This is a genomic window from Pseudomonas sp. E1BtOHC1 (assembly GCF_058744285.1).
On the sequence record NZ_CP196023.1, the window covers coordinates 4,801,956 to 4,826,145 of the forward strand.

General features: G+C 66.0%; 18 protein-coding genes. 5 read left to right on the forward strand and 13 right to left on the reverse strand.

All coding sequences use genetic code 11. The features are described from left to right. Positions 1–51: 51 nt before the first annotated feature. The 3 genes from ACSSVC_RS21690 (at position 52) to ACSSVC_RS21700 (ending at position 3,550) form a co-directional block, all read left to right on the forward strand. Entirely contained in the window at positions 52–1,200 is a 1,149-nt protein-coding gene (locus tag ACSSVC_RS21690; protein WP_492611350.1) for a MalY/PatB family protein, read from the forward strand. A 281-nt stretch (positions 1,201–1,481) separates the two neighbouring features. Then, positions 1,482–2,540 (forward strand): Rieske 2Fe-2S domain-containing protein, encoded by a 1,059-nt coding sequence (locus tag ACSSVC_RS21695; protein ID WP_446440254.1) that lies wholly within the window; start codon positions 1,482–1,484, stop codon positions 2,538–2,540. A gap of 59 nt (positions 2,541–2,599) precedes the next feature. Then, positions 2,600–3,550: a PDR/VanB family oxidoreductase gene (locus ACSSVC_RS21700; protein ID WP_346635523.1), complete on the forward strand. Its 951-nt coding sequence runs from the start codon at positions 2,600–2,602 to the stop codon at positions 3,548–3,550. Positions 3,551–3,554: 4 nt separating this feature from the next. Here the strand turns inward: ACSSVC_RS21700 and ACSSVC_RS21705 are convergent, their stop codons facing one another. The 6 genes from ACSSVC_RS21705 to mdlC all read right to left on the reverse strand — a co-directional run bounded on the left by ACSSVC_RS21705 (position 3,555) and on the right by mdlC (position 11,475). Then, positions 3,555–4,268, reverse strand: a complete 714-nt coding sequence (locus ACSSVC_RS21705) for a GntR family transcriptional regulator (RefSeq protein ID WP_346635524.1) — start codon at positions 4,266–4,268, stop codon at positions 3,555–3,557. 195 nt (positions 4,269–4,463) lie between these two features. Further along, positions 4,464–5,720 carry an OprD family porin gene (locus ACSSVC_RS21710; RefSeq protein ID WP_492611351.1) on the reverse strand — a complete coding sequence of 419 codons (1,257 nt, stop codon included), beginning with the start codon at positions 5,718–5,720 and terminating at the stop codon, positions 4,464–4,466. Between the two features lie 120 nt (positions 5,721–5,840). Beyond that, a complete protein-coding gene (locus ACSSVC_RS21715; RefSeq protein WP_446440252.1) occupies positions 5,841–7,316 on the reverse strand; it encodes an aldehyde dehydrogenase family protein in 1,476 nt (491 codons plus the stop codon). Positions 7,317–7,453: 137 nt separating this feature from the next. Continuing rightward, entirely contained in the window at positions 7,454–8,377 is a 924-nt protein-coding gene (locus tag ACSSVC_RS21720) for a ketopantoate reductase family protein (protein WP_492611352.1), read from the reverse strand. 38 nt (positions 8,378–8,415) lie between these two features. After that, on the reverse strand, positions 8,416–9,807 hold the full coding sequence (locus ACSSVC_RS21725) for an MFS transporter (protein WP_404937097.1): 1,392 nt from the start codon (positions 9,805–9,807) through the stop codon (positions 8,416–8,418). 81 nt (positions 9,808–9,888) lie between these two features. Beyond that, positions 9,889–11,475: a benzoylformate decarboxylase gene (gene mdlC, locus ACSSVC_RS21730; RefSeq protein WP_492611353.1), complete on the reverse strand. Its 1,587-nt coding sequence runs from the start codon at positions 11,473–11,475 to the stop codon at positions 9,889–9,891. 116 nt (positions 11,476–11,591) lie between these two features. Between mdlC and ACSSVC_RS21735 the strand changes: the two genes are divergently transcribed. Continuing rightward, positions 11,592–12,488, forward strand: a complete 897-nt coding sequence (locus tag ACSSVC_RS21735; protein WP_346635530.1) for a LysR family transcriptional regulator — start codon at positions 11,592–11,594, stop codon at positions 12,486–12,488. A gap of 33 nt (positions 12,489–12,521) precedes the next feature. Here ACSSVC_RS21735 and ACSSVC_RS21740 read toward each other — a convergent pair whose 3' ends face one another. From ACSSVC_RS21740 to ACSSVC_RS21765, 6 genes are all read right to left on the reverse strand, one after another. Beyond that, on the reverse strand, positions 12,522–13,847 hold the full coding sequence (locus tag ACSSVC_RS21740; RefSeq protein ID WP_346635531.1) for an MFS transporter: 1,326 nt from the start codon (positions 13,845–13,847) through the stop codon (positions 12,522–12,524). Between the two features lie 540 nt (positions 13,848–14,387). Continuing rightward, complete coding sequence (locus ACSSVC_RS21745) at positions 14,388–16,142, reverse strand: acyl-CoA dehydrogenase family protein (RefSeq protein ID WP_346635532.1); 1,755 nt, start codon at positions 16,140–16,142, stop codon at positions 14,388–14,390. A gap of 59 nt (positions 16,143–16,201) precedes the next feature. Continuing rightward, the gene (locus ACSSVC_RS21750) at positions 16,202–17,443 is read right to left on the reverse strand and encodes a thiolase family protein (RefSeq protein WP_404937102.1); all 1,242 of its coding nucleotides are present in this window, start codon (positions 17,441–17,443) and stop codon (positions 16,202–16,204) included. Continuing rightward, on the reverse strand, positions 17,440–19,323 hold the full coding sequence (locus tag ACSSVC_RS21755) for a feruloyl-CoA synthase (protein ID WP_492611354.1): 1,884 nt from the start codon (positions 19,321–19,323) through the stop codon (positions 17,440–17,442). Before ACSSVC_RS21755 ends, ACSSVC_RS21750 begins: the two co-directional genes overlap by 4 nt. A gap of 147 nt (positions 19,324–19,470) precedes the next feature. Continuing rightward, positions 19,471–20,919, reverse strand: coding sequence for an aldehyde dehydrogenase (locus ACSSVC_RS21760; protein ID WP_346635535.1), 1,449 nt, complete (start codon positions 20,917–20,919; stop codon positions 19,471–19,473). Between the two features lie 105 nt (positions 20,920–21,024). After that, the gene (locus tag ACSSVC_RS21765; RefSeq protein WP_346635536.1) at positions 21,025–21,855 is read right to left on the reverse strand and encodes a p-hydroxycinnamoyl CoA hydratase/lyase; all 831 of its coding nucleotides are present in this window, start codon (positions 21,853–21,855) and stop codon (positions 21,025–21,027) included. 207 nt (positions 21,856–22,062) lie between these two features. On the opposite strand from ACSSVC_RS21765, the gene ACSSVC_RS21770 reads away from it, so the two are divergent. Then, positions 22,063–22,551 (forward strand): MarR family winged helix-turn-helix transcriptional regulator, encoded by a 489-nt coding sequence (locus tag ACSSVC_RS21770; protein WP_015635949.1) that lies wholly within the window; start codon positions 22,063–22,065, stop codon positions 22,549–22,551. A 54-nt stretch (positions 22,552–22,605) separates the two neighbouring features. Here the strand turns inward: ACSSVC_RS21770 and ACSSVC_RS21775 are convergent, their stop codons facing one another. Further along, complete coding sequence (locus tag ACSSVC_RS21775) at positions 22,606–23,928, reverse strand: OprD family porin (RefSeq protein ID WP_346635537.1); 1,323 nt, start codon at positions 23,926–23,928, stop codon at positions 22,606–22,608. Positions 23,929–24,190 lie beyond the last annotated feature (262 nt).

Below are 24,190 nucleotides of genomic sequence, written 5' to 3' on the forward strand. Positions count from 1 at the left end.
GAAGGCTAGAATCCCTTCCACCCTCCCCATGCGATTCGACGAGACCCGTTCATGAGCTTCGATTTCGATACCCTGCATCCCCGCCAAGGCACCGGCAGCACCAAGTGGAGCCGCTACCCCGAGGACGTCCTGCCCATGTGGGTGGCGGACATGGACTTTGCCGTGGCGGACGGCATTCTCCAGGCCTTGCACCAACGCCTCGAGCACCCGCTGCTGGGCTATAGCGTGGCCCGGGATGAACTGCGCGAAGCCGTGGTCGCCGACCTCTGGAACAAGTACGCCTGGCGTGTGCAGCCCGACGAGTTGATCTTCCTGCCCGGGGTCGAGCCCGGGTTCAACATGGCCCTGCACGCCTTCGTCCAGCCCGGGCAAAAAGTGCTGGTACAGACCCCCAACTATCGCCCGCTGCGCATGGCCCCGGACAACTGGCACCTGGACAAGGTCGAAGTCCCGTTCCAGCTCACCGAGCAAGGCACCTATGTCACCCCCATGGACGCGCTGCGTCAGGCCTTGCAAGGTGCTGGCGCCCTGCTCCTGAGCAACCCTCACAATCCCTTGGGCAAGGTCTTCCCCCGGGAAGAACTGCAAGCCGTGGCCGACGCCTGTCTGGATCAAGGCGCACTGATCATTTCTGACGAAATCCATGCCGAGCTGTGCTTCGACGGGCGCCGGCATATTCCCACCGCATCCCTGAGCCCGGAGATCGCCCGGCGCACCATCACCCTGATGTCAGCGAGCAAGGCCTACAACATCGCCGGGATGAAGACCTGCTTCGCCATCGTCCAGGACCCGGCCACCCGCCTGGCCTTCAACAATGCCCGCGCCGGCATGGTGGACAGCGTCAGCCCCCTGGGCCTGGAAGCGACCCACGCCGCCCTGACCCACGGCGGCCCCTGGCTGCAGGCACTGCTCGGCTACCTGCAAGCCAACCGTGACTACCTGCTGCACGCGGTGCAGACCCGCTTGCCGGGCATTAGCATGCACGCGCCCCAGGGCACTTATCTGGCCTGGCTCGATTGCAGCGCCCTGGGCCTTGCCGACCCCTACGCCTTCTTCCTCAAGGAGGCCAAGGTCGGCCTCAGCGCCGGGCTGGAGTTCGGCGACGACTGCGGGCAATTCGTGCGACTGAACTTCGGCTGCCCGCGGGCCATGCTTGAAGAAGGCATCCAGCGCCTGCAGGACAGCCTGCAACGGCGCTGATTGCCGCACAAACCCACCCCGCCACCGCAGCCGCCAGATTCCAGCCCCTGGCGCTGCGCCCTCCTGGCCTAGCCCCGCAACCACGCCCCGCCCTGGCGCAGACGGTGTCCTGACACGCGCTCAATGGATCCATAAAAATCGCTCAATGGATCCACAACCCCCTAAAACCTCAAGAGCAACCGATTATCGAACAAAATATCCGTGCATTCGTTTGACACTCCTAGAGCGCGAACCCTTTAATGGATCCATTAAATAAAAAAACAAACGCCTGGAGAGACGTCATGTACCCAAAAAATGCCTGGTACGTTGCCTGCACCCCCGATGAATTGCAGGGCAAGCCCCTGGGCCGGCAGATCTGCGGCGAACGAATGGTGTTCTACCGCGCCCATGAAGGCCGGGTGGCCGCCGTCGAGGATTTCTGCCCCCATCGCGGCGCCCCGCTGTCGTTGGGTTATGTCGAGAATGGCAACCTGGTGTGCGGCTACCACGGCCTGGTGATGGGCTGCGACGGCAAGACCGTGGAAATGCCCGGTCAGCGGGTACGCGGCTTCCCTTGCAACAAGACCTTCGCCGCGGTCGAGCGCTACGGTTTCATCTGGGTCTGGCCCGGCGACCAGAGCCTGGCCGATCCCGCGCTGATCCATCACCTGGAATGGGCCGACAACGAACAGTGGGCCTACGGCGGCGGGTTGTTCCACATCCAGTGCGACTACCGGCTGATGATCGACAACCTGATGGACCTGACCCACGAAACCTATGTCCACGCCTCCAGCATCGGCCAGAAGGAGATCGACGAGGCGCCGCCACAGACCACAGTGGACGGCGATCAAGTGGTCACCGCCCGGCACATGCACAACGTCATGCCGCCGCCGTTCTGGCGCATGGCCTTGCGCGGCAACCAGCTGGCCGACGACGTGCCGGTGGACCGCTGGCAGATCTGCCGCTTCAGCCCGCCCAGCCATGTGCTGATCGAAGTCGGCGTGGCCCACGCCGGCCACGGCGGTTACGACGCCCCCGCGGCATTCAAGGCGTCGAGCATCGTGGTGGACTTCATCACCCCCGAAAGCGACACCTCGATCTGGTACTTCTGGGGCATGGCGCGCAACTTCAACCCGCAGGACCAGGCCCTCACCGCCAGCATCCGCGAAGGCCAGGGCAAGATCTTCAGCGAAGACCTGGAGATGCTCGAACGCCAGCAGCAGAACCTGCTCGCCCAGCCCCAGCGCAGCCTGCTCAAATTGAACATCGACGCCGGCGGCGTGCAGTCGCGACGGGTACTGGAACGCCTGATCGCCCAGGAGCGCGAGCCCCGGGAAGCACTGATCGCGGCAAGCCGATAAGTCCCTCTCCGCCCCCGACAGCCAGCCGGCCCGGATGCGGCCACTGGCGAGGACCGACAATGATCGACGTACTGGTGGTCGCGCGCCACAGCGAAGCCCTGGACATCTGCAGCTTCGAACTGGCCGCGGCCGACGCAAGCCCCCTGCCCGCCTTCAGCGCCGGCGCCCATATCGACGTGCATCTGGCCAACGGCCTGGTGCGCCAATATTCACTGTGCAACCACCCCGAAGAACGCCACCGCTACGTGATCGGAGTACTCAAGGACCCCGCCTCGCGAGGCGGCTCAAGCAGCCTGCACCAACAGTTGGAGGTGGGCGCGCGCCTGCGCATCAGCCAGCCACGCAACCTGTTCGCCCTGGCCCCCGGCGCGCGGCGCAGCCTGCTGTTCGCTGGCGGCATCGGCATTACCCCGATCCTCAGCATGGCCGAGCACCTGGCCCACAGCGGCGCGGATTTCCAGCTGCACTACTGCGCCCGTTCGGCCGAGCGCGCGGCCTTTGTCCCGCGCCTGCGGCAATCGCCTTTCGCCGAGCGGGTCAGCCTGCATTTCGACGAACAGCCCGAGACTGCCCTGGATATCGCGCACGCCCTGGGCGCGCCGCAGGATGATCTGCACCTGTATGTCTGCGGCCCCAGCGGGTACATGCAGCACGTGCTGGACAGCGCCAGGGCCCTGGGCTGGAAGGAACAATGCCTGCACCGCGAGTACTTCAGCGCCGCGCCCGTGGACCACAGCTCCGATGGCAGCTTCGCAGTCAAGCTGGCCAGCAGCGGGCAGGTGTTCCAGGTGCCGGCCGATCGCAGCGTGGTCCAGGTGCTGCAGGACCAGGGCATCGAGGTGGCGATTTCCTGCGAACAAGGGATCTGCGGCACCTGTCTGACCCGGGTGCTGGAGGGGGTGCCGGAGCACCGCGACCTGTTCCTCACCGAGGAAGAACAGGCGTGCAACGATCAGTTCACGCCCTGCTGTTCCCGCGCCAAGACCCCGTTGCTGGTGCTGGATCTCTAACGCCTCACGGCGAGGGCAGGATCAACTTCATGCGCTCGTCGGCCAGCGCCGAACCGAAGATCTCGGCGTAACGCAAGGTGGCGTTGGCATGCTCGCGCATCAACGCTTCGGCCCGTGCGCCCTGGCCGTTGACCAGGGCGTCGAACACCGAATGATGCTGCATGTGGGCGTAGTTGAAGCGCCGGTATTCCCGGGCCATGTCCTGGCGGTCCACCGCCAGGGCGGTAACCGAGGCAAACGGCAGGTGGTCGTTGCGCGCCAGGGCATCGGCGATCGCCGGGTTGCCGCTGCCCGCCACGATCACCTGGTGAAAACGCATGTTGAGGTCGTGATAGACCTCCAGGTCTTCCTCGTTGACATAGCCCTTGTCGAACAGCGCATCGCCCTCGACCAGGCAACGTTCGAGAATCGCCCGGCCCTCGGCCGACAGCCCGCGTTCGGCGGTCTGGCGCGCCGCCAGGCCTTCCAGCACCCCGCGCACCTCCACCGCACCGGCAATGTCCTGGGCGCTGACCGAACGCACCTGAAAACCGCGGCCGCCGAAACGCACCAGCAGGCCTTCCTGCTCCAGGGTGCGAAAGGCCATGCGCACCGGCATGCGCGACACCCCGAAGCGCTCGGCGGTAGGCACTTCCATCAAGCGCTCGCCTGCCGCCAGCTCGCCCGAGGCGATCATCTTGCGCAGCGCGACCAGCACCGTTTGACCGGGTTTGCTCATCCGGGCAGCTTCCTGAAAAAAGGTGGGCGGCCATAGTAACGCAAGGCCCGCCGCAACGCGTATCCAGGCGTAGCCTGGCGCCGCCGCCGGGCCACGGCGAGGCGGCGCACAGGCCCACAGGGCCTTGCCTGGCGATCTACCGCAAGACCTCCCGCGCCCTTGCAATCGCCGCCTGCGGCAGCGGCTACAGGCTATTCACAGCGACAACGGGTAGCTGACGATCAGCCGGGTCTGGTCGAAGTCGCTGTTAAAGCTGCGCCGGTTGGTAGCGTTGTTCAGCCGCAGGCTGAGGTTCTTCAGGGTGCCGCTTTGCAGGGTGTAGCTGATCTCGGTATCGCGCTCCCACTCATGGCCGTCCTTGCCGGCCTTGGTGGTGGCGTTGTCGCCACGCCCGTAACGCACCATGGCCAGCAGCCCGGGAACCCCGGAAGCGGCGAAGTCATAGTCGTAGCGCAGCTGCCAGGAGCGCTCGCCGGCGTTGCTGAAGTTGCCGTTGAACATGTCGTTGCCCAGGGTCCGGCCGCTGCTGCCGTAGACCGACATCCAGGGGCTGTCGCCGCTGACCTTCTGCAACCCCAGGTACAGCGTGTGCCCGGCCCGCGCGGCGGAAAACAGGCCATAGGCGGTGTGGCTGTCGACCCGGCCGATGCGCGCGCTGCCATCGTCGCGGTCGATGAAGTAGCCCAGGTTGCTCCCCAGCACCCAGTCGCCCACCGGCTGTTTGTGCTGCAAGTTGAAATAGCTCTGGCGGTAGATGTCCTGCAGTTGCGAATGCCAGGCGCCGAGCAGGGTGCGCTGCTGGTTGAAGCGGTATTCGGCGCCGGCGTAGTTGAAACCATCGGACTTCACCCCCGGCGCGGCCCAGGCCGAAAGGTCCTGCATGTCCGATGAGTTGCGCAGGCTCACGGCCCGGTACTGCCCGGCCTGCAGGCCCAGGCCGTCGATCTCGCGGGACACCAGCATGGCCCCGCGAAAGGTCTGCGGCAGCAGGCGGCCATCGTCATAGCGCAGCAGCGGCACGTCCGGCAGCAGCTCGCCGAGCTTGAATTCGGTGGCGGAAATCCGCGCCTTCAACGCCGCCCCGGCCCGGCCGAAATTGTCCGCCGCGCGACCATCGTCGTGCACCGGCAGCAACTCCGAGCCGCTGACCCGGCGGCTGCTGTCGAGCTTGAGGCCGAACAGGCCGATGGCATCCAGGCCAACACCCACGGTGCCCGGGGTGTAGCCGGAACTGAACTTGAGGATGAAGCCCTGGGCCCACTCCTCGATCTGCCCCTTGGGCGCGTCGTGGTCGCGAAAATCCCGGTTGAAGTAGTAGTTGCGCAGCAGCAGGTCGGTCTTGCTTCCCTCGAAGAAACCGCTGTCGTCGCCAGCCCAGGAAGGGGCGCACAGGCCCGCTGACAGACAAGCCCCAACCAGGGAACGGCAGAGCATCGGATGACGGGTGTTCATTATTATTGTTCTCCGTTTTTCATAAGCGCAGCCGTGCCCCGACAGGCCGGTAGCGGCCCGTCCGTTCACGGATGCGCAAGTGCCCGGCCTGGGCGGCCGGGGGTTGTTCAGGTCAGCCCGTCAGAAGGGATACTGACGTGGCCGGTGCTGCACGCTAATCCAGTGGTCGCGGGTGAACTCGTCGATCGCCCAGTCGCCGTTGAAGCGCCCCAGCCCGGAGTTCTTCTCGCCACCGAACGGCGCGTTGGCCTCATCGTTCACCGGCACATCGTTGATGTGGGTCATGCCCGCGCGCACCTGGCGGGCGAAGTTCACCCCGCGCTCCAGGCTGCGGGTGAACACCGCGCTGGACAGGCCGAACTCGCTGGCATTGGCCAGCTCCAGAGCGTGAGCTTCGTCCCGGGCGCGCAGCAGCCCCACCAGCGGGCCGAAGATTTCATTGCGTGCCAGGTCCATGTCGGCCCGCACCTCGCCGTAGACATGGGGTGCCAGCAGATTGCCGTTCACCCCGCCCTCGTACAGCGGCTCGGCGCCCTGCTCGCGGGCCAGGGCGATCTTGTCCTGCAAGCCCTGCAACTGGCGGGCGTTGATCACCGGGCCGATCACGGTCTCCAGCGATTGCGGATCCCCCACCTTGAGCTGCTTGACCCGGGCCACGAAGCGCTGGGCAAAGGCGTCGTAGAGCCGTTCATCGACGATGATCCGGTTGATCGCCATGCAGATCTGCCCCTGGTGCAGGAACTTGCCGAACACCGCGGCGTTCACCGCTTGCTCCAGGTCGGCATCGTCGAGCACCACGAACGGGCTGTTGCCCCCCAGCTCCAGGGCCACGTGCTTGAGATGCTCGCCACCACTGGCGATGCGACCGATGCCGCGCCCCACCGGGGTCGAGCCGGTGAAGGTGATCAGCGCCGGCACCGGGTGCTCGACAAAAGCATCGCCAATCTCGCTGCCGGCCCCCACCACCACACTGAACACCCCGGCGGGCAGCCCCGCCTCCTCGAAGATCCTGGCCAGCAGCAGGCCACCGCACACCGGGGTATCGCTGGCCGGCTTGACCACCACCGCGTTGCCCAGGGCCAGGGCCGGGGCGATGGAACGCTGGGTCAGGTGCAGCGGAAAGTTCCACGGGCTGATCACCCCCACCACCCCCAGGGCACTGCGGTAGACCCGGCTTTCCTTGCCCGGCACATCGGACTCGACAATCCGCCCATGCACTCGTGCCGGGAACGACGCCGACTCCAGGGTAATGGCCCGCGCCGCGCCCCATTCGGCCAGGGCCTTGATCCGCGTGCTGCCGGATTCGCGGATGATCCAATTGACGATTTCCTCCTGGCGCCGGTCGAAGATCGCCACCGCCCGGTGCAACACTGCCGCGCGCTGCGACGGGCCCAGGGCCGCCCATTCCGGCTGCACCTGGGCGGCCTTGGCATAGGCCACATCCAGGTCGCTACGGTTGGCCTGGGCCACTTCCAGCAACAGCGCACCATCGAACGGATTGGTCACCGCCAGGGTCTTGCCGGCGGCTCCGGGGCGCCACTGCCCGGCGATGGGTTGCAGATGCAGATCGCGATAGACCGCGTTGGATTCACTCATGAAAAATCTCCTCATGGAACAGCATTCATAAACCGATGTGTCGCCGATAAACCGCCGGTGTAGGCGCTGGCTTGCCAGCGAAGATACCCACCAGAACAACACAAGACTCAAGGCCCTCTTCGCCAGCAAGCCGGCTCCTACAAGATGGCGCGTTGTTCGATCAGCCGCAGCAGGCCGAGCAGGGTTTCGGTGTGGGGCACCGCCACCCCCGCCTCTCGCGCCCGGGCCACTACCTGGCCGTTGATCGCGCCGATTTCCGTGGGCCGCCCGGCCAACACGTCCTGCAGCATCGAGGGCTTGTGGGTTCGGTGGTGGTCCATGGCAAAAGCCATGCTGTCCAGGCAGCGCTGGGCATCCAGCACTATCCCCTGGGAGCCGGCCACGGCCACCACCTCCATGACGATGGCCCGGGCCAGCGCCACGCCTTCCGGCGCCGCGGCCAGCTGGCCCACCGTGCAGCCAGTGGCCGCGCACAGGCTGTTCAGCGCCGCATTGAAGGCAACCTTCTCCCAGATCGACGTCCAGACCTCGGGGTCCACCGAACAATTGAGCCCGGCCGCGTCCAGTACCGCCGCCACTTCAGCGCTGGCCTGGCGCTCACCCTCGTCGAGGGCCAGCACCCGGACCATGCCCTGGCCATGGGAATGCACCTGCCCCGGCCCAAGCATGTCGGCGGGCCAATTGGTCATGCCGATCAGCACCTGCTGCGGGGCCACATGCCGCGACAAGGCTTCGGCGTTGCCCAGGCCGTTCTGCAGGGTCAGCACCCGGGTGTGCCCGGCAATATGCCCGGCAACGCTGCGCAAGGCGCTGTCGGTGTGCAGGGTCTTGGTGAAGACCAGCAGCAGGTCCGGGTGCCCGCTGGCCTGTTCCGGGCGGCAGGCGTTCAAGCCCCTGATGCGCCGCTCGCCGTGGTCGGTGGCCAGCAGCAGGCCGTCACGGTGGATGGCTGCCAGATGCGCGTCATTGATGTCCAGCAGCGTCACCTGCTGCCCGCTTTCCGCCAGCAGGCCGCCAAACAGCGAACCCATGGCACCCGCACCGAGAATGGTGATGTTCATCGAACCTCCTGATTGAATGAGCGTTTCAAGGACGGCGTTCATGACTGGCCCGGCAGGCGCCGGGGGATGTGCCGGCGCACGATCAGCAGCGCGATCAGCGCCATGAGCATCACCGCGCCCAGCAGCGTCAGGTAGCCCTCGGCCCCACCCCGGGTGATCACCAAGGCCCCGGCGAAGGCACTAAGGATCGCCCCCAGGCGTCCGAAGGCCAGGGCCGAGGCGGTGCCAGTGGCGCGCACGCCGGTGGGGTAGATAAAGGCGCACAGCGCGTACATGGTGGACTGCACCGCGTTGACGAACAGGCCGTGTACGCCGAAACCGAAGATCAGCAAACCGGTGTCCTGATGGATATCCACCCCCTGCAACGCAAAGGCGCTGGCCGCGCCGCCGGCACAGCAGATCAGCAACGGCCAGAACGAGCCCCAGCGGGTGATGGCCATCGCACAGACCAGCGCGCCGATGACCCCGCCGAGGTTGTAGGCGGTCAACCCGGACCCGGCCACCGACAGCTCCAGACCTTCGGACAGGAGCATGGTCGGCAGCCAGCTGAAGGCGCTATAGACCGCAGTCAGGCACATGAAGAAGGCCACCCAGAGGGCCAGGGTGTCGCGTCCATAGCCACGGGCGAACAAGGTGCGGAAACCGCCCTGCTTCTCGCTCTTCTGCTCCAGGGCATCGGTGTAGACCACCCCCGCTGCCATCGGCCGACCCATGCGCCCGAGCAAGGTACTCAGCTCGTTCCAGCGCTGGGGCCGGCGCGCCAAAAAGCGCGGCGACTCCGGCAGCGTCGCCAGCAAGGCAAAGCCCAGGACGATGGGCAGGCTGCCACCGATGAAAAACAGGGTGCGCCAGCCGTACAGCGGCAACACATGGGAAGCGAACAATCCCGCCAGCATCCCGCCCAGGGGCACGCAGACAATGGTGGCAGTCACCGCCAGGGTGCGCCGCCGCGCCGGGGTGAATTCGGCCGTCACCGTGGTCGCGCTGGGCAGCGCGCCACCGATGCCCAGGCCGGCGATGAAGCGCAAGACCGCCACCGCCAGCGCATTGGGTGCCAGGCCAATGGCGCAAGTGGCCACACCGAACACAAAGACACTGGTAATGATCGCCATGCGTCGGCCGAACCGGTCGGCAAACAAACCGGCGCAGGCACTGCCGATGCCCATGCCGATCAGCCCGGCCGCCACCGCCGGAGCAAATGCCTCACGGGTGATGCCCCACTCCTTGATCATCAGCGGAATGGCAAAACCGATCAGTTGGCCGTCGAAGCCGTCCATGACGATGGACAGCGCCGCCAAGAGCACCACCAGTTTCTGCATGCCGGTGAAGGGGCCATGGTCGAGCAAGGTGCCGATGTCGGCGTGGGTGGAACCGGCACGCGCCGGCTGGGGCGCGTCGTCTATCACAACAGTGACCGAAGTCGTGTTCATAACCACCTCTTTTTATTCTTCTGGTGAGTCCGCAGGTTGCGGTTGGCAAGGCCGGGCTCGCGCCCGGCGACTAGGCAGCCCTCAGGGTTCGATGGTCAGGGTCGGCACCTCGATCAGTACCGGGCGGTTGCCCGCCAGGGCTTCACTCAGGGCCTGGGCGAACTCCTCGCGGGTGTTTGTCTGCACCGAGTGCACGCCATAGCCGCGGCCGATGGCGCAGAAGTCCAGGCCGGGCACGTCTAGCCCCGGGGCGTCGCTGACCTGCAGCACACCGGCGAACCAGCGCAGGGCGCCGTAGGTGCCGTTCTTGAGGATGATGAACACCACCGGGATCTGGTACTGGGCGGCGGTCCACAGCGCAGTGATACCGTAATTGGCCGAGCCGTCCCCAATGACCCCGATCACCCGCCGCTCGGGTCGGGCCAGTTGCACCCCCACTGCCGCCGGCAGGCCGAAGCCCAGGCCACCGGCCGCCGGGAAGTAGTAACTGCCGGGTTCGCGCATTTCCACTCGCTGCCAGAAGGCACCGACGGTTGAGGTGGATTCCTTGACGTAGATCGCATCCTTGGGTGCCAGCTCGTTGATCACGTCGAACACGGTTTCCGGGCGCAGCAGGCCGTCGCTTTCCTCGACCGGCGCCGGTGCCGGCAAGGCTGCCGGCTGCGGCCGGTCGCACTCTGGCAGCGCCCAGACCAGGGCCTGCAAGGTCTCGGCAATGTCCCCCACCAGCGCATCGCCCATGGGCGCTCGGGCCGCTTCACCGGGATCGCAGGTGATGTGCAGCAACTCGGTGCCCTCAGGCAGGTAGTCCCCCGGGGCGAACTGGTGATAACGGAACACCGGAGCGCCCACCACCAGGATCAGGTCATGCTCCACCAGACAGCGACTGATGCCGGCGATGGCCGCCGGCAGTACCCCGCGAAAACTCGGGTGGCGCGTAGGAAACGGGCAACGGGACGCAGACGGCGCAACCCAGGCCGGCATCCGCAGTTTCTCCGCCAGTTGCACCGCCAGCGCGTTGCTCTGGCTGCCGTCCACATCCGGCCCCAGCACCAGCACCGGGTTGCGCGCCGCCGCCAGGCGCTGTACCAGGCTGCGCAGTTGCGCCGCTGAAGGCAGCCCGGCGCTGGCCACCTGGCGCCGCGCCAGATGCTCGACCCCGGCCGGTGCCGCGCGTGCCCAATCGTCATAGGGAATCGACAGATACACCGGGCCCTTGGGCGCCTGGTTGGCCAGATGAATCGCCTGGCTCAAGGCCCGGGGCACGTCCTCGGCACAGGCCGGTTCATGGCTCCACTTGACCAGCGGCTTGGGCAACTGCGGCGCATCGACGTTGGCCAGCATCGCTTCGACACCGATCATCGACCGCACCTGCTGGCCGGCGGTGATCACCAGCGGGCTGTGGGAGTACCAGGCATTAGTCAGCGCGCCCATGCCGTTGCCGGTGCCCGCCGCCGCATGCAGGTTGACGAACGCCGGCTGGCCACTGGCCAGGGCGAAGCCGTCGGCCATGCCGACCACCGCGCCTTCATGCAGGCCGAGGATGTAGCGGAAGTCTTCAGGAAAGCCCTTGAGAAAGGGCAGTTCGTTGGAACCCGGGTTGCCGAACACCGTGGTCAGGCCGTGTTGCCGGAGGATGTCGTAGGAAGCGCTATGGACGGTTTTCATAGGGACCTTTGCCGCTGCTTTTTTAGAATTTGAGTTACTCTTGCAGCCGCGATTAAATTGATCAAATCGATACTATTTCTATTAAAAATAAGATCCATCTATATCCATGAGGCACCATGAGCCACATCGATCTGAACCTGATCCGCACCTTCGTCACCCTCTACGAAGCCCGCAGCGTGACCCTGGCCGCCGAGCGCCTGTTCGTCACCCAACCCTCGGTCAGCTACGCTCTGGCGCGGCTGCGGGAACTGTTCGACGACGGCCTGTTCAGCCGCAGCCGCGACGGCATCCAGCCCAGCCAACTGGCCGATGAGCTGTACCCGCCCCTACGCCAATCTCTGACGCGGATCGAAAACACCGTGCACAGCACCCGGCGCTTCGACCCGGCGACCACCGAGCGACGCTTTCGCATCGCTCTCTCCGACCTCGGCGAAATGGGCTTTCTGCCGCTGATCCTGGCGCGTCTTAACCAGCAGGCCCCGGAAGCCGAAGTCGAGGTCCTGCCGCTGCAGGTGGACCAGGCCGGCGAATGGCTCAGCAGCGCCAAGGTCGACGCGCTGATCTGCCGCAAGCCCCTGACCGGCACCCGCAGCCAGGTACTGATCCGCGAGCGCTACGTGTGCCTGCTCAGCGACCGCCACCCACGCATCGGCCAGCACCTGAGCCTGGAGCAGTTCCTCGCCGAGCGGCACATCGCCGTGACCCGCACCACCGGCCACGGCAGCATCGAGGACGTGCTCAAGCAGATGAACGCCAAGCGCCGCATCAGCCTGCAGGTGCCGCACTTCTCGGTGCTGCCCAAGATCCTGCCCGGCACCGACCTGCTGGCGGTGCTGCCGGCGCAGATCGCCCGCCTGTTCATTCTCGAAGGCGGCCTGCAGCAACTGGAGCTGCCGTTCCCGGTGGGGGAATTCGACGTGTCCCTGCACTGGCACCCCAACAGCGACAGCTCCGCCGCACTGACCTGGTTCCGCCAGACCGTGACTGCGGCGATCATCGACGGCCAGTCTTGAAGCGGCGCCCGCTGCCGCATCCAGTTGCGCGAGCTAGGCCAGGGCCGCTTGCGCCTGCGGCGCTGCCGGGCGCAGCAGTAACAGGCAACCCGCCGCCAGCACGAAGACCACGGCAAACACCCCATACAGGTGCAGCGGCTGCCAGCCGGCATCCAGCAGCATCCCGGCCACCGTCGGCGAGACAATCGCGCCAATGCGCCCGATGCCGATCCCCCAGCCCACCCCGGTAGCCCGTACCGAAGCGTCGTAGACCACCGGCGACAAGGCATACAGACCGGCCACGCAGCCGTTGGCGAACAGCCCGATCAGCAGCCCCAGGCCCAGGGCCGCGGCAATCGACGAGGCACTGCCGACAAACAACACCAAGAGCCCGGCGGTCACCAGCATGAACAGCGACAGCACCCGGGTCAGCGGCCAGCGCGAAGACAAGCCGCCGATCAGTGCCGCGCCGAAGATCCCGCCAACACTCAGCAGCACCCCGCCGGTGATCCCCTGCTGCGCCGAAAGCCCAGCGGCCACCAGCAGTTTCGGGGTCCAGCTCATGACGAAGTAGAAACCGAACATCACCAGGAAAAACAGCAGCCAGATCAGCAGCGTGGTGCGCCGCATCGGCCCGGCGAACAACTGGCCGAAGCCGCTGACGGCGCCCTCCTCGCGCAGCGCCGCAACGGGCAGCCGCGCCAGCGTCGGGTGCCCCAGGCGATGGGCCAGGCGATTGACCCGCAGCAGAGCATCGGCCGGGCGCCGGGCCAGGAGAAAGTCCAGGGATTCAGGGAGCCAGAGCAGCACCAGAGGGATCACCAGCAAGGTGACGATGCCGCCAAACACAAACACCGAACGCCAGCCCCAATGGCTCAGCAGCCACACCGCCAGCAAGCCGCCCAGGGTCGCCCCCAGGGCATAGCCGGTGGATTGCAGGCTCACCGCCAGACCACGCCAGCGGCGGCTGGCGTACTCGGCGGCGATCACATTGCTGCTGGCCAGGATGCCGCCAATGCCCAACCCGGTCAGGCCGCGCAACAACGCCAGTTGCAACGGGCTCTGGCTGGTGGCCGAAAGCAACATGCCGACACCGGACAGCAACAGGCACCCCAGAATCAGCGGCCGGCGGCCGAAGCGATCGGCCCAGGGCGCGATAAACAGCGAACCGCCGGCCATGCCGAACAACCCGGCACTGAGCAGCAGGCCGATCTGCGCACCGTTGAGTTGCCACTCGGCGGACACCGAGGCGGCGGTGAAGGCCATCACCAGCACATCGAAGCCGTCGATCATATTGAGGACGATGCAGATACCGATCGCCAGACACTGGAACGCACCCATCGGCCCCTGATCGAGCCGTTGCTTGAGATCGCGGTTCATGGGTGCACCTGCCATTCGGCCATGAGCCGAAGCGCAACACCCAGCGAACCTGTGCACACAGACAGCCAGCGCGCGCCAGCCAGGTGGCCGCACGCCGTCGAAAAGACATTCATGACGAAACCCTTTTTGTTGTTTTTATTGCGGACGGTCAGGAGGGCTCCTGCCATCGCCAGGTCGCCAATAAAGCGCCTAATGGATCCACTAGCAAGAGAGAAACGGACTGAAAAAGTCGGTAAAAACACTCGAAATCGACCTGAAACGAGCGAAATGACCATAAGGATCAAAGACTTATGTACCGGACAAGCCCCCCGGATTAGCGGGCGATTATCGCCCACCCGCGTTCACCCAAGGGACTAAAACCGCTAAAGACAGTGCACTTAAGGGCGCTTGAGCTTCACAACGGCCTGACACCGGCCCTTTCAGGACGCCGAGCGCCCCGCAAGGGCCAGCGCCCTCCCGGCACCCACCTTCACCGCTGATCCATCAGCGCCTGATCGTCGCCGCTGACACCCACCAATGGATCCAATAAAACGAGCCGCATCAAATAAACGCCAACTCCGCCCGGGCGTTGCGTACTGCCGTCATCCGCTGTTCGACCTGGGGCAACAGGTAGCTGAAAAAGAACCCCGCCGTCTCAAGCTTGGCCCCACGCAGCGGATCGCCCTCGGGCAGCCTGCGCGACACCCGTGCCGCCCGCGCCCAGGCCAGTGCCAGTAGGCTCAGGCCACACAACGCCAGAAAATCCCCGGCCGCGCGATACGGGTACTCGGCATCCTCCAGCGCCCACTGTTGCACCTCGCCCACCCGTTCCTGCAACGCCTCGGCCAGATCCCCTAACGACCGGGCAAACCCTGCGCACTCGGGCACCTTTGCGCCGCGCCCAGCCTCGGCGCACAGTTGCTCAAGCAACAGCGCGAAGCCCTGTCCCCCATCCCCCAGCACCTTGCGCAACAACAGGTCGTTGGCCTGAATCTCGTTGCTGCCTTCGTAGATCATGGCGATGCGGCTGTCGCGCAGGGTCTGCTCGATGGCGAACTCGGCGACGTAGCCGTAGCCGCCGAAGACCTGCAAGGCGTTGCTGGCCTGACGAAAGCCCTGCTCGGTAAAGAAGGCCTTGATGATCGGCGTCAGCAGTTGCGCCAGTTGATCGGCCTGGCGCCGGACCTGGGGCTCAGGGTGATGTTCGGCCTCATCCAGCAGGTGCGCAGCCCAATAACCGATGGCCCGCAAGCCCTCGCTGGTGGCGCGCAATTCCAACAGCACGCGGCGCATGGCCGGGTGGTAGCGAATCGGGTCGGCGGCCTGGGCGGCGACACCGGCGGGGCGCAATGGCGCACGCATCTGTTGGCGTTCGCCAGCGTAGTCGCGGGCGTTCTGCCACGCCGCTTCGACATGCCCCAGGCCCTGCAGGCCCACGTGCAGGCGCGCCGAATTCATCATCACGAACATCGCCGCCAGGCCGCGATGGGCCTCGCCCACCAACCAGCCCTGGGCCGCCTCGAACACCAGGGAACAGGTGGCGCTGCCCTTGATCCCCATCTTGTGTTCGATGCCGTCGCAGCGCACGCCGTTGCCCTGGCCCCGCTCCAGGCGCTTGGGCACCAGGAACAGCGAGATTCCCCGGCTGCCCTCCGGCGCGCCCGGCAGCCGGGCCAGCACCAGATGCAGAATGTTGTCGGTGAGGTCATGCTCGCCGCCGGAAATGAACAGCTTGCTGCCGCTGAGGCGATAGCTGCCGTCGGCCTGGGGCTCGGCACGACAGCGCAACAGGCCGACATCACTGCCGGCCTGGGGCTCGGTCAGGCACATGGTGGGCAGGCTCGCGCCACTGATGATCTCGGGCAGGTAGCGCTCCTGGAGCCAGGGCGCGCCGTGGGTCTTGAGGCACAGGTAAGCGCCATGGGCGATGCCGGTGTACATGGCCCAGGCGTGGTTGCTGGCGTAGAGCATCTCTTGCAGCGCCGCGTCCAGCAGCTGCGGCAGGCCCTGGCCACCCAAAGCTTCGGCGCAGACCAGGGCCGGCCAGCCGCCCTCGACATAGGCCCGATAGGCCTCGGCAAAACCCTCCGGGGTGCTGACCTGCCCGTCCGCCCACTGGCAGCCCTGGCGATCGCCTCTGGCGTTCAGCGGGGCCAGCACGTCCTGGCTGAAACGCGCGGCCTGCTCCAGCACCTGCAGCGCCAGGGGCAGGTCCAGCACGTCGAACGCCGGGCTCCGACGCCACGCTTCGGGGGCCTCCAGCCAGTGCTCAAGGACAAATTGCATATCGCGCAGCGGCGCCTGGTAGCTCCACATGGGGACACCTCATCAAGTAGAAATAGAGTGGCCCGCCAGGGGCGGCGGGCCGGTCGGACTCAGCCGCGCCAGGCCGGGTTTTCGATCAACAGCGCCATGCCCTGGCCACCACCCACGCAGGCGGCGGCGATCCCGTAGCGCAGGTTGTGCTCGCGCAGTTGCCGGGCCAGGGTCAGCACCAGGCGCAGGCCACTGGCGGCCAGGGGATGACCCAGGGCCAGGGAGCCGCCCTGGGCATTCAGGCGATCACTGTCCAGCTCCAGCTCCCGGGCCACGGCCAGCACCTGGGCGGCCTGAGCCTCGTTGATTTCAAGGCGACCGATCTGCTTGAGGCTCAGGCCACTGCGCTGCAGGAGCAGGCGGATCGCCGGGGCCGGGCCGATGCCCATGCACTCCGGCGCCACCCCGACCACCGCACTGGCCAGCAACAGCGCCAGGGGTGGCGTGCTGCAGGCCGATGCCCGCCCGACCAGGGCCGCCGCCGCGCCATCGACCACCGCGCAACTGTTGCCGGCGGTCTGCACCCCGCCCTCGTGGATCGTCCGCAGTCGCGCCAGGGCAGAAAGCTCACTGGGGCGCGGATGACTGTCCTGGCTGACTGCCTCGACACCCCGTGGCAGGCGAATGCCGCGCGCTTGATAGCCGTCGAGCTCGAAGGCCTGCTGGCTCACGGCGACGATTTCCGGCGCGAACCAGCCCGCCTGCTGGGCCGCCAGGGCCCGCTGATGGCTGGCGCAGGCATAGCCGTCCACGGCTTCGCGGGTCAGCCCATAACGCCGCGCCAGGTTGTCGGCGGTGGCGATCATGTCCAGCCCCGGCGCCGGGTCGTACAGTGCCTCCCATAAAAAGTCCTTGAACTGCACCGCCGCCCCCAGGCGGAAGCCGCCGCGATGGGTGTAGGCGGCAATCGGGTTGCGCGACATCGATTCACTGGCCACGCACAACGCCAGTTGCACCTCGCCCCGCACCTGCTCGGCTGCCTGGCGCAGCAGCTCGAAACCGGTGGCGCAGATGCGCTGCACCCCCAGGGCCGGCACCGCTTGCCCGACACCGCTGTACAGGCCGATGTGCCGAGGCAGCAGGTAGGCGTCGAAACTGGCCTGGGCCATGGAACCGGCCAGCACGCTGTCCACCGCCCGGGCATCGATGCCGGCGCGCAGCAGCACCTCGCGCCCGACCTTGATCCCCAGATCGATCGGCGAGATCTCGGCCAGGTCCCCGCCAAGGTCGACCCAGGGCGTGCGCAACGCCTCAAGGATCGCCACATCGGCAAACCCGCTGTACTGCCCGGCGCCGTTCATGGCTTGGGCTCGGCGCGCAGGATCGACGGCTCGCGGCCGCGATACAGGTCCTCGACCTGCTCGGCACGCCACTGCAACACCGCGCGCTGGTTGATCGAGCCCTTGTCGGTGATTTCCCCGCGGTCGATGGACGCCGGCTCTACCTGTAGGGCGATCCACTCCAGGCGGCTGGCATTGCCGCTGGCCTCGCGATTCAGGCGCTGCAACCAGTCGCTGAACCACTGGCGCACCGGCGCGCTGGCCAGCACCTGGGCATCGCTGGCCTCGGCGCCCAGCGCCGCCAGCCGCCGGCATTCATACAGGCGCGGGAACACCAGGGCCCCCAGGCACTCGCGGTCGGGTGCGGCTACCACCAGGTCCTGGACATAGGGCGAGCCTTCGAGCACCGCGCGATTGCGCAGCGGGCCGACGCTGACAAAGACCCCGGACGACAACTTGAAATCCTCGGCGATGCGCCCGTCGAACATCAGCCCCAACTGCGGGTCGTCGGGGTCGGCGAGCTTGAGCGCATCCCCCGAGCAGTAGAAGCCCTGGGCGTCGAACACCTCGGCGGTCTGCTGCACCGCGCGCCAGTAGCCGGGCATGATGTGCGGCCCGCGAAAACGCCCTTCGAGCTTGCCGTCCACCGGCACCAGGCGCACTTCGCAACCCGGCGCCGGCAGGCCGATGTAACCGGCCATCGACAGCGGCCCGGTGGTGAAGGTGCAAGACGGCGCGGCCTCGGTCATGCCGAGCCCGGCCATCATGCGGATACGTTCGCCGCAATGCTGCTCGGCAACCCGGTCGAGACGGTCCCAGACACTTTGCGAAAGCCCGGCGGCGGCGAAGAAGAACAGGCTCATGCGCTTGAAAAAACACTCGCGCAGCTCGGCATCCTGCTCCAGGGCATTGACCAGCTCCTCCCAGCCCTTGGGCACGGTCAGGTAGGCGGTGGGCGAAATCTCCTTGAGGTTGCGCAAGGTTTCGGCAAAGCCCTGGGCCGTGGGCTTGCCATCGTCCAGATAAAAACTGCCGCCGTTGTAGAGCACGATGCCGACGTTATGGCTGCCACCGAAGGTGTGGTTCCAGGGCAGCCAGTCCACCAGCACCGGCGGCTCTTCACCGAACACCGGAAAAGTCTGCAACAGCATCTGCTGGTTGGCGCAGAGCATGCGCTGGGTGGTGATCACCGCCTTGGGCAGCTTGGTCGAGCCCGAAGTGAAGAGAAACTTGGCGATGCTGTCGGGGCCGGTGGCGGCAAAGGCCGCATCGGCCTCGGCACCACCGGGCTCGGCCAGCAGGCTGGCGAAGCTCGCCTGGCGCCGCCCCGGCACCTGGCCACGCACGCAGATCAGCGGCGTCTCGGGCGGCAGCACCGCGTCGATGGCCCGCTGGTAAGCGCCAGCATCGCTGACAAACACCAGCCCCGGCTGCAACAGGTCGCAGACATGGCGCAGCTTGGCAAAGTCCTGGGACAGCAGCGAATAGGCCGGCGACACCGGACAATAGGGAATCCCGGCGTACATCGCGCCCAGGGCCAGTTGCAGGTGTTCGATGTCATTGCCCGAGAGCAGCGCCAGCGGCTTGTCGGCCGACAACCCGTAGCCGAGCAGGCCCTGGGCGATGGCGCGCACGCTGTCGAGCATCTGCCCATAGCTGACCCGGCGCCAGTCGCCGCCGGCCTCGCGGGCGGCAATGAAGGTCTGCTCGGGACGCACCCGGGCCCAGTGCAACAGACGATCGAGCAAGCGCTGCGGCAAGGGCGCCAGGGGTTCCAGGGAACGCATATGCAACACGCCCTGCTCTTCACTGACGGCAACCGCCGGCCGGCCAATGGACACCTGACGGTAACGCGGCGGCTCGGCCACGGGTGGGGATGGCGCTCTGAATTGGCAACTCACGTACATGTCCTCCATCAAGGCACGCCTGCGCCGCGCACGCAGGGCGACAGCTGGCAAGCGTGGCAGCCGGTGGCTGCGGCCTTGTTATTGTTATGCCTGGCCGGCACACGGGCCGCGTGCTCAAGGCACCGCGCCCGTGGCGACGGATCAGATCGGGTAGTGCCGCGGGCCGTTCTGCAAGGTGACCCAGCGCAATTGGGTGAAGTGCTCGATCGAGGCCTTGCCGCCAAAACTGCCGTAGCCGCTGGACTTGACGCCGCCAAACGGCATCTGCGCCTCGTCATGCACGGTGGGCCCGTTGATATGGCAGATGCCCGACTCGACCCGTTGCGCCAGGGCCAGGGCACGCCCGGTGTCGCGGCTGAAAATCGCCGCCGACAGGCCGAACTCGGAATCGTTGGCCAGGCGCAACAGTTCTTCATCACCGCTGCCGCGCAGTACTACCGCCACCGGGCCGAAGGACTCTTCGCGGTACAGGCGCATGGCGTCGGTGACGCCGTCGAGCAGGGTCGGCTGCAGAATGCTGCCGTCCAGTTGCCCGCCGACCACCCGCCGCGCGCCCTGCTCCAGGGCGTCGTCGATCAGCGCCTTGATGCGTGTCCCGGCGCTGGCATCCACCAGCGAGCCGAGCACCGAATCTGCGGCCGCCGGATCGCCGGCGCGCAGGCTCTCGACCTTGGCCGCCAGCTTGGCGACGAAGGCATCGGCCACCTTGGCATCGACGATCAGGCGCTCGGTGGACATGCAGATCTGCCCCTGGTTGAAGTAGGCGCCAAACGCCGCGGCCGCGACAGCCGCATCCAGGTCGGCATCGTCCAGCACCAGCAGCGGCGCCTTGCCCCCCAGCTCCAGCAGGGCCGGCTTGAGGTGGCGCGCCGCAAGCTCGCCGACAATCCGCCCAACATGGGTCGAACCGGTGAAGTTGACCCGGCGCACCGCCGGGTTGGCGATCAGCCGCTCGACAATCGCCGCGGCATCGGCCGGAGCATTGCTGATGACGTTGACCACGCCATCGCCCAGGCCGGCGTCCTGCAGCACCTGGCCGATCAGGCGATGAGCCGCCGGGCTCAGTTCGGAAGCCTTGAGCACCACGCTGTTGCCACAGGCCAGGGGCATGGCAATGGCCCGGGTGGCGAGAATCACCGGGGCGTTCCACGGGGCAATGCCCAGCACCACGCCGCAGGGTTGGCGCAGGGCCATGGCGAAGCTGCCGGGGACATCCGAGGGAATGACTTCGCCGTTGATCTGGGTGGTCATCGACGCTGCTTCACGCAGCATGTTGGCCGCCAGGCGGACGTTGAAGCCGTACCAGTTGGCCATGGCCCCGGTCTCGCCAGCGGCGGCAATGAATTCGCCGCTGCGGGCCTGCAATTGCTCGGCGGCCCTGAGCAGACGGCTGCGGCGTTCGTTGGGGGCCAGAGCCGCCCAGGCGGGGAATGCGGCCTGGGCCGCGGCCACGGCGGCGTCGGCATCGTCCAGGGTCGCGGCGGCCACGCGCGATACCACAGCGCCGGTCACCGGGTTGCGGCGTTCGAAGGTTCGACCGTCGCCGGCGGGGCGCGACTGGCCACCGATCAGCAGGGGCACGTCCAGCATGGTGATTCCTCTTGTTGTCTTTGTCGGGAATGCAGCGCAGCGGTGTAACAGTAATGCCAGGGGCATGGCGAACAGCGGGATGCGCCCGCCGTTCGCCGGCCGGGCTCAGCGTTTATACGCCTGCAGGCCGGGCTTGATGCTCTTGTCGTCGAGGAACTGCTTCATGCCCTGCTCACGTCCGCCTTCGGTATCCAGCAGGCGCGACTGATCGAGCTTGGCGTACAGGTAGTCTTCGTTCTGCTCCCAGGTCAGCTCGCGGCAACGCTTGAAGCCATGCTTGGCGGCACGCAGCACCACCGGGTTTTTCTCCAACAGATTGCGCGCCAGCTCGATCGTGACTTCACGCAGTTGCGCCAGGGGCACGCTGTCGTTGACCAGGCCCATTTCTGCGGCTTTCTGCCCGCCAAAGGTCTTGCCGGTCATGATGTAGTACAGCGACTGGCGATGACCGACGGTGTCGGCCATGGCCTTGCTCACCAGGTTGCCCGGCGGGATGCCCCAGTTGATTTCCGAGAGGCCGAAGGTCGCCTCATCGGCGCAGATCGCCAGGTCGCAGGCAACCAGCGGGCTGAAGCCGCCACCAAAGCACCAGCCGTTGACCATGGCAATGGTCGGCTTGGCGTACATGCGCAGCAGTTTCCACTGCCACTGGGAGGCTTCGCGGCGGATTTTTTCCTGAAGGATCTCCGGGCCGGCATCCACCTCGCGAAAGTACTCCTTGAGGTCCATGCCGGCAGTCCAGGCTTCACCGGCGCCAGTCAGCACCAGCACGCCGGCGGCCGGGTCCTGCTCCAGGGTTTCCAGCACGTCGATCATTTCCCGGTTCAGGGTCGGGCTCATGGCGTTGCGTTTTTCCGGGCGATTGAGGATGACCCAGGCAATGCCGTCTTCGATTTCGACCTTGACCGTTGTCCAGCGACCTTCGTAGTTGCTCATGGCGATGCTCTCTTGTTCTGGCTTGAAGATGGATCGAAATTAAACCGCAAATATAGTTATGTCAATTAACTATTAATCAGATTAACCATTTTCCTTAGCCCTGGAAAAATCCTTCTGCAACGCCTGCCAACATAGGCAAACGTAGCTATCAGCGGCCGACCCCGGCAAACTGGATAGCCTTGTTAACCGACCCAGGATGTTTTTGTCATGGCCAAGCCTGCTCCCCTCGCCGACCCGCGCGAGGCCCCACCCGCCAACGCCGAGGTCCAGGCGCCGCTGGATTCGGCATTGGACGAACTGATTGGCTACGCCATGCGGCGCGCCCAGCTCAAGCTGTTCCAGAACCTGATCGGCCGGCTCTCGGCCCACGACCTGCGGCCCGCACAGTTCTCGGCCCTGGCGATCATCGACAGCAACCCGGGGCTGATGCAGGCCGACCTGGCTCGCGCCCTCGCCATCGAGCCGCCGCAAGTGGTGCCCCTGCTCAACAAACTGGAAAGCCGCGCTCTGGCGGTGCGGGTGCGCTGCAAGCCGGACAAGCGCTCTTACGGGATTTTTCTGAGCAAGACCGGCGAAACCCTGCTCAAGGAGCTCAAGCAGATCGCCGCGCAAAGCGACGTCGACGCCACCTCGGCCTTGAGCGCCGGGGAGCGCGAAGAGCTGCTGCGCCTGCTGAAGAAGGTTTACCAGGACTGAACCCAAGGTGCCGGCACAGGGCCGGCACGCTGACGCAGCAAGGCGCTTGCGGGCCTACCAGATCGGCAAGGTGTAGAGCACCAGGAAGCGGGTCTGGTTTTCATCGCGGAACGCCGCGCCCGCCGGGAAATCATTGCGATAGATCGACTTGCGCGCCACCAGCCCGAGGTTCTTCAACGGGCCGCTCTGCAGCACGTACCCCAACTCCATTTGAAACTCGCGCTCCTTGCGCTCACTGGCATTGAAGGCCGCCAGCTCGATATTGTCGCCGCGCACGTAACGCAGCCGACTCTTGAGCCCGGGCAGGCCGGAGGCGGCAAAGTCATAGTCGTAGATGGCTTGCCAGGTGCGCTCCTTGGCATTGAGAAAGTCCGAACTCATGGTCAGCTCGCTCATGCCCATCAACTCGGTGCCGGAGATGTAGGGCGTGGCCGTGTCGCCGCTGGAATGCATGTAGCCCAGGCTCACCCGGTGCCCGCCGAACTTGTAGCCAAACAGCGCCGAGAGGTTGCGGTTGTCGACCCGGCCGGCCTTGGCACTGCCGTCTTCCCGGCTGAAAAAACTGCGCAGGTCGCTGCTCAGCACGCCATCGCCCAGGGGCAGGTTGTGCAGCAGGGCCAGAGTGTCCTGCTGGTAGAGGTCGGTCACCTGCGCGTGATAGGCGCGCAGGCTGAGGTCCTTGTTGACCTGGTAGTCGCCCCCCAGGTACGCCAGGTGCGAGGTGCTGGCCGTGGCATTGAAACGCCGGTTGGGCGAGGCAATGGTCATGGCCTGGTAGTCAGTGGAGTCGCGCTTGTTGATGCGGTCGATGTAGCCGGTGTTGAGGGTCAGGCCGTCGATGTCCCTGGAACTCAGGGTGGTGCCGCGAAAGGTCTGCGGCAGCAGGCGCGACGGGCTGGCAAAGGCGAACGGCAGGAAGATCGAGACATCGCCGGTCTTCACCGTGGTCTGGGCAAAGCGCAGTTTGGCGGTGGGCGCCAGCCGCGAGTATTCATCGGCGGCACGCTTGTCGCTGGCCGACACCGGCAGCAGTTCGGTGCCGCTGCGGTCCGGCGAGGAATCGAGCTTGACCCCCAGCAGCCCGCGCACATCCAGGCCGAAACCGACGCTGCCCTCGGTGAACCCCGACTCCATGTTCATGATGAAACCCTGCGCCCATTCCCGCGCGGCGGTCTTCGCCCCATCGTCCTTGTAGTCGCGATCCAGGTAGTAATTGCGCAGGGTCAGGGTGCCGTGGCTGTCATCGATAAAACCCGCCGCCCAGAGTGGGCCAGGCAACAGGCTCAAGCCCAGCAAGGCCAGAGCCAGCCGCGTGGGGCGACTGGGCACACAGGAAGCTGACGCCGCAGCAACGGCGTTGGTGGGGATATTTGGCATGTCCGATGTCCATTTTTTGTTGTTGTTTTAGGTGTCGAGCGAGGGCCTGGCAGCCGACGTCGCGGACAGAGAATGGAAACAGCCCAAGCCTTACGTCAACCACAAATGACCGATAATCGAACATTAATAATATTATCTATTTTTTAAACAAATCCTTATTGTCAGTTTATCTATCTGATTTAAATCACTTTATTTGCATTTATTGGCTGAAATTAAGGCTCTATTCATTTTTTAGTTATCTTTGTTATCTTAATCACCAGCC

Coding starts and splice junctions, on each gene's coding strand:
- ACSSVC_RS21695 (WP_446440254.1), top strand. CDS start 1,482: ATGTACCCAAAAAATGCCTGGTACGTTGCCTGCACCCCCGATGAATTG.
- ACSSVC_RS21740 (WP_346635531.1), bottom strand. CDS start 13,847: ATGAACCGCGATCTCAAGCAACGGCTCGATCAGGGGCCGATGGGTGCG.
- mdlC (WP_492611353.1), bottom strand. CDS start 11,475: ATGAAAACCGTCCATAGCGCTTCCTACGACATCCTCCGGCAACACGGC.
- ACSSVC_RS21720 (WP_492611352.1), bottom strand. CDS start 8,377: ATGAACATCACCATTCTCGGTGCGGGTGCCATGGGTTCGCTGTTTGGC.
- ACSSVC_RS21710 (WP_492611351.1), bottom strand. CDS start 5,720: ATGAACACCCGTCATCCGATGCTCTGCCGTTCCCTGGTTGGGGCTTGT.
- ACSSVC_RS21765 (WP_346635536.1), bottom strand. CDS start 21,855: ATGAGCAACTACGAAGGTCGCTGGACAACGGTCAAGGTCGAAATCGAA.
- ACSSVC_RS21760 (WP_346635535.1), bottom strand. CDS start 20,919: ATGCTGGACGTGCCCCTGCTGATCGGTGGCCAGTCGCGCCCCGCCGGC.
- ACSSVC_RS21745 (WP_346635532.1), bottom strand. CDS start 16,142: ATGTGGAGCTACCAGGCGCCGCTGCGCGATATGCAATTTGTCCTTGAG.
- ACSSVC_RS21715 (WP_446440252.1), bottom strand. CDS start 7,316: ATGAGTGAATCCAACGCGGTCTATCGCGATCTGCATCTGCAACCCATC.
- ACSSVC_RS21705 (WP_346635524.1), bottom strand. CDS start 4,268: ATGAGCAAACCCGGTCAAACGGTGCTGGTCGCGCTGCGCAAGATGATC.
- ACSSVC_RS21735 (WP_346635530.1), top strand. CDS start 11,592: ATGAGCCACATCGATCTGAACCTGATCCGCACCTTCGTCACCCTCTAC.
- ACSSVC_RS21775 (WP_346635537.1), bottom strand. CDS start 23,928: ATGCCAAATATCCCCACCAACGCCGTTGCTGCGGCGTCAGCTTCCTGT.
- ACSSVC_RS21750 (WP_404937102.1), bottom strand. CDS start 17,443: ATGAACGGCGCCGGGCAGTACAGCGGGTTTGCCGATGTGGCGATCCTT.
- ACSSVC_RS21700 (WP_346635523.1), top strand. CDS start 2,600: ATGATCGACGTACTGGTGGTCGCGCGCCACAGCGAAGCCCTGGACATC.
- ACSSVC_RS21690 (WP_492611350.1), top strand. CDS start 52: ATGAGCTTCGATTTCGATACCCTGCATCCCCGCCAAGGCACCGGCAGC.
- ACSSVC_RS21725 (WP_404937097.1), bottom strand. CDS start 9,807: ATGAACACGACTTCGGTCACTGTTGTGATAGACGACGCGCCCCAGCCG.
- ACSSVC_RS21770 (WP_015635949.1), top strand. CDS start 22,063: ATGGCCAAGCCTGCTCCCCTCGCCGACCCGCGCGAGGCCCCACCCGCC.